Origin of the sequence: Streptoverticillium olivoreticuli subsp. olivoreticuli (assembly GCF_003391135.1) — a bacterium.
GTDB lineage: Bacteria > Actinomycetota > Actinomycetes > Streptomycetales > Streptomycetaceae > Streptomyces > Streptomyces blastmyceticus.
Map to the genome: position 1 here is coordinate 8,275,915 of NZ_CP031455.1, position 11,216 is coordinate 8,287,130.

Here is an 11,216-nt window from a genome sequence, read left to right on the forward strand (position 1 = left end):
CCTCCGCTCAGCACTGCCGAATCCGCGTGCTCATCCTCCCACGCACCTGTGACAACGCCCGTGCCGCACTCCGGCCATCGGCACCCGGCACACCCGCCCCTCACGGCAGCGCCGGCAGATCCTCCGGATACAGCAGCGTCAGCTCGTCGGTGCTCGGGTCGACGAGCTGCGCCACCCGGCCCGCGTGCCGCTCGACCATCGCCTCGAACGTCTGCCGCGCCGTACGGCCGTTGCCGAACGCCGGACCCTTCGGGATCGCCGTGAAATACGCCAGCAGCGCCTCCGCCGCCCCCGCCCCGATCCGGTACTCGTGCTCCTCCGCCTGCTGCTCCACGATGCGCAACAGCTCCTCCGGCGCGTAGTCCCCGAAGGTGATGGTGCGCGAGAAGCGCGAGGCCACCCCCGGATTGACCGTCAGGAACCGCTGCATCTCCGCGGTGTACCCCGCGACGATCACCACCACCGCGTCCCGGTGATCCTCCATCAGCTTCACCAGGGTGTCGATCGCCTCACGGCCGAAGTCCCGCCCAGAATCCTCCGGGCAGAGCGCGTACGCCTCGTCGATGAACAGCACCCCGCCCCGCGCCCGGTCGAACGCCTCCTGCGTCCGGATCGCCGTGGAACCGATGTGCTCGCCCACCAGGTCCACGCGCGACACCTCCACCAGATGACCGCGCTCCAGCACCCCCAGCGACGCGAGGATCTCGCCGTAGAGCCGGGCCACCGTGGTCTTGCCCGTACCCGGGGAACCGGTGAACACCAGATGACGGCGCACGGAGGCCGCCTTCAGCCCCGCCTCCTGACGGCGGCGGCCCACCTCGATCATGTCCGTGAGCGCCCGCACCTCGCGCTTGACGCTCTCCAGGCCCACCAGCGCGTCCAGTTCACCCAGCACCGTGGCCGGAGGACGGCCGTCCGGCAGGGGGGCGGGCGCCGCGCCCTCGGGCACCCGCTGCACCGGCACCGCGACCGGCGGCACCGACACCAGCGGAACGGTCCGCTCCACGACCGGGACACCTGCCGTCCGCAGCGAGCCCACGGACGGCGCCCCCAGCGTGAACGCCGCGCTCTCGTCGCTCGTGCAGCCCTCGCTGACCGTGCCCTCCTCGGCGAACTCGTAACCACCGCGCGCACACCGCTCCGTACGGCAGCGCGTCAGCGTCGTACGACAGCCGTCGATGACGTGGAAGCCGTACCCGCCGCTCCCCGTCACCCGGCAGTCGTGGAAGGAACCCCGGCCGCCCGCCGACACATAGAAGCCCGCCTCCACCGGCGAACTCACCGTGCACCGCTCGATGACCGGATCCGCGCCCTTGGTGACGATGACCCCCGTGGCCGTCGCGTCGATGGTGCACCCGGCCAGCGAACCCCCGCTCCCGTGGTCCCGGAACCAGGCGCCCGTCGCCGCCGCCCGGATCCGGCAGTCGTCCAGCTGCGCCGTCGCCCCGTCGCTCACCGACACCGCGGTGTTGCGGACCTGAGCGAGATCACTGTCCACCACGTCCACCCGCGAACCGCGGTCCAGCACGAACAGCGCGTCCGGCACATCGCGCACCCGGCAGGAACCGAGCACCGCCTGCGCCCCGTCACTGACCCACACCGCCGGATAGTCACCCGTACTGTCGTGGATGTCGCACCGGTCCGCGTCCACCCGCGTCCCCGGATCCCACACCGACAGGCCGTTGCGCCCGAACTTGCGCACCGCGGTGCGCGTCATCGACAGCACCGAACGGGACCGCAGGTCCACGCCGTTCTCCGGCACGTCGTGGATGTCGCAGTCCACCAGGGTGAGCACCGCTTCGGTGTCCAGCGTCACGCCGTCACCGGACGTCCGGTGCACCTGGCAGTCGGTCAGATAACCGGCCGCCCGCGACGCCACCTGCACCCCCGCGCCCCGGATCTCGTACACCTCGCACCCGACCGCCTCCAGCGCGCTGCCCTCACCCGACAGCGAAAGACCCGCTCCCGACGCGTGATGCACCCGGCAGCGCTCCAGGCGCGGATGCGCGCCCCCGCTCACCGTCACGCCCGACCGGCCCGCCGCCACGACCTCGCACTCCTCGAAGACACCGGTCGCGCCGTCCAGCACGCTGATGCCGACCCCGCCCGGATTGTCGACCGTGCAGCGGCGCACCGTCGGCCGCGAACCACCGCGCACCTCGATGCCCGTCGCCGACCGCGTCACGATCCGCAGATCCGCCAGCTCCGGCGCGCCGTCCTCGACCAACAGCGCGGGCGCCGCCTCGTCCTGCCCCTCGATGTGCAGATCCAGCAGCGCCGCCGAGGCCCGCACGGTCAGGGCCACGCCCTCGGCCGGCGCGATCCGCACCGCCCCCGGCGAACCCTCGCTGCCACGCAGGGTGATCGCACGGGTGACGACCAGATTCTCCCGGTACGTTCCCGGCGCCACGGACAGCACGTCCCCGTCCGCCGCCGCCTCCAGAGCCGATGCGAGGGAGTCGTATTCGCCGGTGCGCCGCCGCCATCGCGCCGTACCGGTGTGCGTCACCTGGACCGAGCCCTCTGCCATGGTGCTGCTGCGCCCCCACCTCGTGTGCTCTGTTCACCCGGGACGGATGCGTACCGGCCGGACCACCGTAGCGCGCGTGGGCCACGGAAGTTGACCGGTCAGCTGCCCGCACCCGCACGGCCCCAGGTGTGCCCCGCCTGTTCCCACGCGCGGTCCCACCGGGCGTACCGCCGCCGCACGAGCCGCCATACGACCAGCCGTCGGGCGATCTCCACCAGTCCCGCCGCCCCGGCGGCCGCGGCCGCACCGGCGAGGACCGCGTGCACGGCGGCGGTGTCGTCGTCCATGGGGCGGGCCGAGATCCGCCCGCGGTCGTCGGTCCACAGCGTGAACCGGTGCCCGGCACGGGTCGGTTGCCGGACGGCGACCACGCCGGAGAACTGCCGACGGCCGTCCGGGGCCGGCCAGCGGGCGACCACCCGGTGGTGACCCTCGCGGCCCGCGGCCGTCTCCCGGTCGGTCTCGGTGGCCCTGACCGGCAGATTGCGCAGGGCCGTGGCGGTCACCAGATGCCGGTGCAGCTGCTGTTCACGGACGGTCTGCCGCAGCGCCTCGTGGGCGAGCGAGCCCGTCACCCAGCCGACGGCCGATCCGGCCAGCAGCATCAGCACCACCGCGACCGCCCCCACCCACGCCTCGACGACGTCGGTACGGCGGCGCAGCGGATTGCGCCGCCATCGCCGGGCGAAGATCGTCGCGCGCACAGCGCTCACCCCCTTCCGCGTCCGTAAATACCTCACACAGGGCATCGCATGCGGAGGAAGGCGGCGGAGAGAGCAAAATCACCCCCTCCGGAGGCGCTTCCTGGCGGCGCGTTGACGGGTGGCGGGCGGTGCGGGCGGTCCCGGCGGGCGGCGGGACCTGCTCAGTCGAGGATCTCCACGTCGTCACCGACGCGCACCACTCCGGTGTGCTCGGGGATGAGGTTCGTGCCGAACACCAGCTCCTTGCCTATCCGGTGGTGGCGTACGAGCGTCCGCAGCGGCTCCTTGCCGCGCTCCGCCGTGTGCTGGTCGGTGGTGGTCACGACGCAGCGGCCGCACAGCTTGACGGCGCGGAAGGTGACCTCGCCGATGCGGACGCGCCGCCAGTCGTCCTCGGCCCAGGGCGCGGTGTCGCCGACGACCACGTTCGGCCGGAAGCGGTTCATGGGCAGCGGGCCCTCGTCGGGGTGGTCGCCCCGGGAGATCAGGGTGTTGAGGGTGTCGAGCGAGGCGAGGGTGGTGAGCAGCAGCGGATATCCGTCGGCGAAGCTCACGGTCTCGCCGTCGCGCGCGTAGTCGGGGTCGATGAGGCGTCGCGTCGCGGGGTCGTCCATGTGCAGCAGCCGGGCCGGGGTGCCCAGATACGCGCTGAGCCACGCGTCGGCAGCGGCACCGGCCGGAACCCCCTCGACCTTGTCCCGGAACAGCTGCACCGTGACCGTGCCCCGCTCCGCGGGGTCGGGCACGGGGACGTCCACCGGCGCGCACCCCGGAGCGGTGAGCCGGACCCCGCCGCCCGGCAGCGGCTCGGCGGCGGCCAACGCCAGCCTCGGCTGCTGCCGTTGGGTGATCATGTGACCGCTGTCGTCGGCCAGCATCCACCGGCGGTCCCCGGCGAGCCCCCACGGCTCGACCGCGGCCTCGCCGACGGCACGGCCCGTCATCGACTTCACGGGATAGAAGTGGACCGCGGTCACGAATGGCGTGGACATGCGGCCATCTTGCCATCCGGGCCGGGCGGTTGGCCGAAGCCCCCCGACCGGCCCCCCGCCCGAACCGGAAGTAGCGTCAGTAACCGCCCTGATTCGGATACTGGCGGTTGTTGTACGGGTCCTCGTACGGCGCGGGCGCCGGGCGGGGCGCCACGGGGCGCATCGCCTCGTAGCCCGCGGGGCTCGCCGAAGCGGCCGCGGGCCGCTGCTGGTACTGCTGCGGGCCCGGATAGCCGCGCGGTGCGGCCGCCTGCTGCGGGATGTAGGGCGCGGGCGCCTGCTGGAGGGCCGGGGCCTGCGGAGCGGGCGACTGGTACCCGTACTGCGGGGCCTGCCCGGCGTAGCCGGTCTGCTGCTGCGGCGCGGGCGTCGCGGAAGGCCCGGACGGCAGCGCGGGGAGAGCGGGCAGCTGGCTCCCGCCGTCGTACGGCGACGACACCCTGATGGGCGCGATCTGCGGGGTGCCCCGCTCGGCGACGAGGCTGTCGTAGATGGGGGTGTCCGGGAACGACGGCGAGGCGTAGTAGCCGCCGCCGTAGGTGCTGCGGGGGGAGGTCATAGCCCATAAGTTAAGCCCACGCCCCTGGCCGGGTCTATGCCAAGGTCCCCGCAACCCCTTTCTGACCTGCAAAGACGCAGGTCAGGACAGAAGTGGCAGGTCAGGACACTCTTATCGGACCGGACGTCCCGGCGTCATCCTCGCGGTGGCGCCGGGACGTTGGCGGTCCGCTGTCCGCGTGGCCCTCGCTCAGGCCGTGCGCTCCTCGCCGCGGTCCCCGGACCACACGGTGTGGAACGACCCCTCGCGGTCCGTGCGCCGGTAGGTGTGGGCGCCGAAGAAGTCGCGCTGCCCCTGGGTGAGGGCGGCGGGCAGGCGCTCCGCGCGCAGTGCGTCGTAGTACGCGAGCGCGGCGGAGAAGCCGGGGGTGGGCACCCCGCGGCCGACCGCGGTCGCCACGACCGAGCGCCAGGCGTCCTGGGCCCGGCCCACCTCGTCGGCGAAGCCCTTGTCGGCCAGCAGGGTCGGCAGTCCCGGGTCGGCCGCGAACGCGCTGCGGATCCGGTCCAGGAACGCCGCCCGGATGATGCAGCCGCCCCGCCAGATGGCGGCCACCGCGCCGAGGTCGATGTCCCAGCCGTACTCGGCGCTCGCCGCGCCGATCATGTTCCAGCCCTGGGCGTACGAGACGACCTTGGACGCGTACAGCGCCTCCTCTACCTGCGCCGCGAACTCCTCGGCCTCGGCGGGGGAGAGGACCTCGCGCCCGGGTCCGGGCAGGGCGCGCGCGGCCCGGCGCAGATCGGCGTGGCCGGAGAGGGAACGGGCGAAGACGGCCTCCGCGATGCCCGACACCGGGATCCCGAGGTCCAGCGCCGTCTGCACCGTCCACCGGCCGGTGCCCTTCTGCTCGGCCTCGTCGGCCACCACGTCCACGAAGGGCCGCCCGGTGGCGGCGTCGGTGTGGGCGAGCACCTCGGCGGTGATCTCGATGAGGTACGAGTCCAGACGGCCGGTGTTCCACGTGCGGAACGTCTCCGCGATACGGGCCGGCTCGTACCCGGCGACGTTGCGGAGCAGGTCGTACGCCTCCGCGATGAGCTGCATGTCGGCGTATTCGATGCCGTTGTGCACCATCTTGACGAAGTGTCCGGCGGCGTCGGGGCCGATGTGCGTGCAACAGGGGCTGCCGTCGGGGGCCTTGGCGGCGATGGACTCCAGGAGGGGGCCGAGGGCTTTGTAGGACTCCACTGATCCGCCGGGCATGATGGCGGGCCCGTTGAGGGCGCCTTCCTCGCCACCGCTGATGCCGGTGCCGACGAAGTGGATGCCCTTGGCGCGGAGTGCCTTCTCGCGGCGGAGGGTGTCGTGGAAGTGTGCGTTGCCGCCGTCGATGATCATGTCGCCCTCGTCGAGGAGGGGGGCGAACTCGTCGATGACGGCGTCGGTGGGGTCGCCGGCCTTGACCATGATGATCAGGCGGCGGGGCTTGACGAGGGCGGCGACGAAGTCTTCCGGGGTCTCGGCGGGGACGAAGCTGCCCTCGTGGCCGTGTTCGTCGATGAGGGCGGTGGTCCTGGCGGTTGTGCGGTTGTGGACGGCGACGGTGTGGCCGTGGCGGGCGAAGTTGCGGGCGAGGTTGCTGCCCATGACGGCGAGTCCGGTGACGCCGATCTGTGCGGTGGCCGTGGGGGTGGAAGTGCTGGGCATTGCGGTGGTCCACTCCTGTCGCGTGCGTCGGTGAGGCTGTGCGTAAGGCTGGTGCGAGGCGTCAACGCCGGAGTGCTCGAAGATCTTCCCCTCGGGCGGCCGGGCGTCGCCCGGGCATCGTCGCACGGGGTACTCGAAGGCGGCTGGGTGCGCGCTGGAGACGGGCTTGGGTCTGTCACCCTGTTCGCCCACGGAGCGCTCCGCGTTCGTGGTTCGGTTGTGCGACCCGAACAAAGCGCGGGGTCGGGCGTGTGGTCCATATACCGGGGCTTTCGCGCCGGGCAGGTCACCCGAAGGCGCGGTCTGGCGGTTGCGTGATCTGACGCTTGCGGGCGGTCCACGGCGGGTTCCGACGGGTCCGATGCTGACCCATTGCCGACTTAGCTGACTGATGGTCAGTTATGTGATGCGCCCCCTGGTGGGTGCTGCGGCGCCAGTGAGGGGCGGTGGTGATGCCGCGACAGAGGTAACGGAGGGTGACGGAGGAGCGGGTCCGGCGGATGCCGTACAAGACGTGCGCGCGGGCAGAGCGTTTCTCGGCGTCAGCACTGAGAAACTGGCCCTGGCCCTGGCCCTGGCCGTCGCGGCGCTCTGGTGGCAGCCCGGCGGAAAGGCAGAAGCGTTTTCGCAGGTCAGGTCCTTGTGGTCCAGGTGCGTCGACGCTGTTGGTGGGACGCCGTGTGATAGCGGGTGAGAGGTGAGGAACCCCCGTCGGCCGGCTCCGGCGGGGGTTCTGCGGAGACCAGCACGGACACCGGCGTCAGCCGGCCTCCGACCATGCGTGCGAAGCCCTACCTGGCTGTGGTTCCAGCCACCAGGGGTTCGGTTCGAGCCAGCTATCCCGAATCGTGGTTCCGGGGCTGCAGGGCGGGGGGACAGTGGTGTTGGCGCTTCCCCGGGAGGAAGTACGGCTGTTGAAGGGGCCGCGCCAGGTCGAGCCGCTCTGAAGAGTTCCGGCAGGCGGGGGGAGCCATGCGGCGAGGAGCTCGAGGGATCGTGCTGAGGCGTCGGCGGGAGCCGGCGGGGCACGGCAGAAGATCCAGGTGCCGCGTGGGCGACTGGAGAGAGCTTGGCGCCGCCGATCCATCGGGACGCAGGCTCGAAGCCCTGACGGTATCGGGCCCGACGGGTACGGATCCGGCGGCTACCTCCAGCCTGTGATGACGGCGTCTGCGCCGGCCCCTGCGAGCCGCAAACAACTGGCGGACGAGCCATACCGACGGTCGCAGGCGACGCGCGACTGCCCCTGGACCTCGCAGCTTCCCGCCTGAACCTGTCATCGCACCGACCGTTCCCCCGCCAACACCGGGCCTCCACTGCACGTCTTCTGCCCGCATCGTGTGAATTGCCGAGGTAGGGAGTCCTCACCATGCCGTCTTTGCTGAACTACGCCGTCATCACGGATCCGACCTCGCTTCAAGCGTCGCAGCCCGGGGCACCGTCGGTAGGAACGGTGTACGTGATCGTCTCCAACACTCACCAGTCCGCCGTGACATGGGAATTCATCGATGTGGAGATACCGGTCGGCAGCGGCGTCAGCGACCTGACAAGTAATCCCACGGCGATCAGTGCGAGCATCGACCCGAGCTACACGGTGTGGCTGGCGCCGGCTCCGGTTTTCGGCTGGGACAGTACTCTCGGCCGCTTCCGCGCGCATTCCCCCTCGGGGGGAAGGCTGACCCTGCCGGACCAAGGGTCGTTGGTCCTGAAACTGGAAGACATACCTGTTTCCAGCGCAGAGGGGTTGGTCCTCCTGAAGATGTACGAGAGGTCCGGCGGCGGCGACGACAACATACCCATTCGGCGGGCCGATTTCACCACCACTCTTGGGTTGGTGAAGCAAGCTCCGAAGACCCCGCGCAACTTCCGCCCGGAAAAGAAGTCCTTGGTGGACGTGGACGCGGGTGAGAAAGTCGTTCTGAAATGGGAGGGGCCTGACAGTCTCGACTATTGGATCCGCGATCCGCAGGGGAACGAGGTGCTTGCCCAGTCGGCAGCTCAGGGACCTCGGGTAAATCAGCGAACCTACACCTGGTCACCCCCCTCCACCCCGAAGCGAGGCACCACTTACACCCTTGTCGCCGGGACGGTCGGCGCAGGGCAACAGCAACAGGGATACTTCCTCACCACCACGGTCCACGCACGCGTTCCCGAGTTCGTCGGCGGGACGCGCACTCCGTGGGTCGAGGGGACGCCGAGCAAGAGCCGTGTCACCTTCTCCGCAGCAGGGGTGGAGATCCGCAACGGGACCGGCGGATGGGGGACCGTCGCGGCCGACAAGGTCGACGTGGACCGCGTGGACACCGCGTCGGTGCACGGCCGCAACTCCGACGACGGATGGATCGACTTCCCGAAGGCCGGACTGCACGTGCACCGGGACGGGCAGCCGCAGTTGGGTACCCTCTCGGCCGGCCAAGTCGACGTGGACCGCGTGGACACCGCGTCGGTGCACGGCCGCAACTCCGACGACGGATGGATCGACTTCCCGAAATCCGGAGTGCGGGTCCGAGAGGGACAGAACAACTTGGGCACTCTCAAGGCCGAAAAAGCCGTCCTGGACGACCTGCTCACCGGCCAGGGGCTGGTGAAGGGCGCCATTATCGTCCAAGGAGGGATGGATCTCAGTCACGGACGTGTGCCGATATTCACGACCTTCCCCGAGAGGACATTGTTCCATGGGGAAATTCAATTCAAGCGGTGGGCGCATTTTTTGGACGGCGTACTGGTCTCCTATAACGATGCGGAAGCACTTCGGATCGGCAAAGAAATCAAATCGACGCTGGTGGTCGGCGATCTTCAGGTCCAAGGACAGCTCTCCGTTTCCGCCGGTGGGCAGGTCAGGATTCTTTAGCTCAAGGCGGTGAAGCTACGGGCTGATCAGTCCTGTCGACAGGATGTTGATGCTGAGGGTGGCCCTGTAGGCGTGCCGGTCGACGCGGCCGCGCGATCGGCGCGCGGGCCTCGGCAACGAGCTGCGCGCAACTCGTCGCGGGTGATGTTGCCGATCCTGTCCGGCGCGGCGTCCGTCATGGCGTTCACCTCACAGCGGTCCGGAGTCGGCCACAGGGTCGGCGGCCGTCCGCACCGCCCCCGCCCGGGTCACCTCTGTGCTCTCCCTGGTGGGGGCAGTGATCGGCACCGAGGTGTTCCCGGCCGCTCATGACCTGGGCAGCCAGGTTCATGCGGCCTTCAGCCGGAAGCCGGGGCTGGTGATGAAGATCCAGGAGGGGTGCTGCCAGGGCTTGAGCGCGTCCTGGGCCGGCCGGCGGCGCACGGTCGACGCCGACGGAAACGGGGCGATGCCCCGCCGGGCGGCCTCGCGGGCCAGTTCCGGGCACGACGTGGCCGCTGCCGCGGCTGCCGTTGTTGACGAGCAGCAGCGAGCCGTCGAGGGTCACGTTGTCGTAGAGGGTGCCGCTGCCCCAGCGTTCGTGGCCGCCCGCGTCGTAGGTCTTGTCCACCAGGGCCGCCTTGCAGTTCGAGAAGACGTTGGGCCCGGACTGGCGTCCGTAGGTGGAGAAGGCGTGGATCATAGAGGCGGTCACCGCGCAGTCCTGGACCAGGTTCTGCTGTCCCTGCAGCAGGTACGCCTCCGAACGGGCGGAAGAGTCGGTCGTGTTGAAGTCCAGGGCCTGGGTGTGCAGGACGGAGACGCGGCGGCTCTGCGGGCCGAGGAAGGTCTGGCCGCTGCCGCCGAAGTGATGCCAGACCACGTTGTTCACCCACGAGTCCTGGACCGCGTTGAACTCCCAGGGCGCCGCGTTGTAGAAGGCCTTGGCGTAGTTCGGGTCACCGGACATCGCCTGGCCGTCCAGGCTCAGGTCCTCGACGCCGACGTGGTCGATGCGCGGGAAGGCGTAGCGGTAGACGGTCGCCTGGGTGTACTGCTTCTCCAACGCCGTCGTCAGCGGGATGTCGAGCGTGACCTTGTTGCCGTGGACGGCGGTGATCTTCCGCTCGGAGCGCAGGCTCCAGTTGGGCTTCCACGCATCGGTCATGCCGAGGGCGTCGATCCACGCCTGGGTGGTCGGCCGCTCGACGACGACCTCGTCGCCGACGTTCAGCCCGGTGGTGCTGCTCAGCGTCAGTGCGGTGCCGCCGACGGGCACGTAGTCGTCGGTCACCTGCTGAGTGGTGCCGGCGGGGGTGTAGCGGGACGTGTCCCCGATGGTCAGCAGCGTCCGCACCGACGGCTGGTCGGCGACGAGCACGGTGGAGCCGGTGCCCGACCCGCGCAGGACCACACCGCTCGCGCCGATGTGCAGCTGCCCGGCGATGTGGTACTGCCCCGGCGCGAGCTGGACCGCACCCCGGATCCCGTCGGCGCCCTGCGACAACGCGGCCACCTTGTCGATCGCCGCCTGCACGGTCGCGGTGGCGTCCCCCGTGCCGGGGGCCGGGACGGTCGCCTTGACGGGCGCCTTCGGTACCGGCGTGCCGCCGCCCTCGTACCCGGCGTAGGAGTAGTCGGGGATGCGGTTGCCCTGCGCGTCCTGTCCGTAGGCCAGGCGACCGTTCTTCAGGGCCAGCCAAGCACCGCCCGTGGGGCCGGACGCCGTGCCGCGGCCTTGGCCTGCCGGGTTCGTGCCGGCCGTGGCTGCCGTCGCGTGGGGCTGGGCCAGGCCCAGGCCGCCGGCCAGCGCTGCGGCGGCCATGACGGTCGGCACCGCGTGGCGCCGTGATATGCGAACTCTGTCCCGTGCCACGGGACACCTCCTTGCTTTCCGTGCCGGCCGGTGAGTGGGCTCGTCGGCCGCGAGCAGGCTCGCAGGCGATGAGTG

The 11,216-nt window shown here is 70.8% G+C and carries 7 protein-coding genes; 1 reads left to right on the top strand and 6 read right to left on the bottom strand.

Going from position 1 to position 11,216, the window contains the following annotated elements; all coding sequences use genetic code 11:
- Window positions 1–100: 100 nt before the first annotated feature.
- From DXZ73_RS35835 to gndA, 5 genes are all read right to left on the bottom strand, one after another.
- Window positions 101–2,530 carry a right-handed parallel beta-helix repeat-containing protein gene (locus DXZ73_RS35835; protein WP_116215086.1) on the bottom strand — a complete coding sequence of 810 codons (2,430 nt, stop codon included), beginning with the start codon at window positions 2,528–2,530 and terminating at the stop codon, window positions 101–103.
- 98 nt (window positions 2,531–2,628) lie between these two features.
- Window positions 2,629–3,234: an Rv1733c family protein gene (locus DXZ73_RS35840; protein ID WP_116215087.1), complete on the bottom strand. Its 606-nt coding sequence runs from the start codon at window positions 3,232–3,234 to the stop codon at window positions 2,629–2,631.
- A gap of 161 nt (window positions 3,235–3,395) precedes the next feature.
- Complete coding sequence (locus tag DXZ73_RS35845) at window positions 3,396–4,226, bottom strand: MOSC domain-containing protein (protein ID WP_116215088.1); 831 nt, start codon at window positions 4,224–4,226, stop codon at window positions 3,396–3,398.
- Between the two features lie 76 nt (window positions 4,227–4,302).
- On the bottom strand, window positions 4,303–4,785 hold the full coding sequence (locus DXZ73_RS35850; RefSeq protein ID WP_116215089.1) for a DUF6643 family protein: 483 nt from the start codon (window positions 4,783–4,785) through the stop codon (window positions 4,303–4,305).
- A gap of 189 nt (window positions 4,786–4,974) precedes the next feature.
- Complete coding sequence (gndA, locus tag DXZ73_RS35855; protein ID WP_116215090.1) at window positions 4,975–6,435, bottom strand: NADP-dependent phosphogluconate dehydrogenase; 1,461 nt, start codon at window positions 6,433–6,435, stop codon at window positions 4,975–4,977.
- Window positions 6,436–7,804: 1,369 nt separating this feature from the next.
- On the opposite strand from gndA, the gene DXZ73_RS35860 reads away from it, so the two are divergent.
- The gene (locus DXZ73_RS35860; protein ID WP_116215091.1) at window positions 7,805–9,286 is read left to right on the top strand and encodes a hypothetical protein; all 1,482 of its coding nucleotides are present in this window, start codon (window positions 7,805–7,807) and stop codon (window positions 9,284–9,286) included.
- 184 nt (window positions 9,287–9,470) lie between these two features.
- Here DXZ73_RS35860 and DXZ73_RS35870 read toward each other — a convergent pair whose 3' ends face one another.
- Complete coding sequence (locus tag DXZ73_RS35870) at window positions 9,471–11,141, bottom strand: peptidoglycan-binding protein (RefSeq protein WP_205519298.1); 1,671 nt, start codon at window positions 11,139–11,141, stop codon at window positions 9,471–9,473.
- Between the last annotated feature and the right edge of the window lie 75 nt (window positions 11,142–11,216).

Bases quoted from the DNA above. Each gene is read 5' to 3' on its own strand.
- DXZ73_RS35835 (WP_116215086.1), bottom strand. From the start codon at position 2,530: ATGGCAGAGGGCTCGGTCCAGGTGACGCACACCGGTACGGCGCGATGG.
- DXZ73_RS35845 (WP_116215088.1), bottom strand. From the start codon at position 4,226: ATGTCCACGCCATTCGTGACCGCGGTCCACTTCTATCCCGTGAAGTCG.
- DXZ73_RS35850 (WP_116215089.1), bottom strand. From the start codon at position 4,785: ATGACCTCCCCCCGCAGCACCTACGGCGGCGGCTACTACGCCTCGCCG.
- gndA (WP_116215090.1), bottom strand. From the start codon at position 6,435: ATGCCCAGCACTTCCACCCCCACGGCCACCGCACAGATCGGCGTCACC.
- DXZ73_RS35860 (WP_116215091.1), top strand. From the start codon at position 7,805: ATGCCGTCTTTGCTGAACTACGCCGTCATCACGGATCCGACCTCGCTT.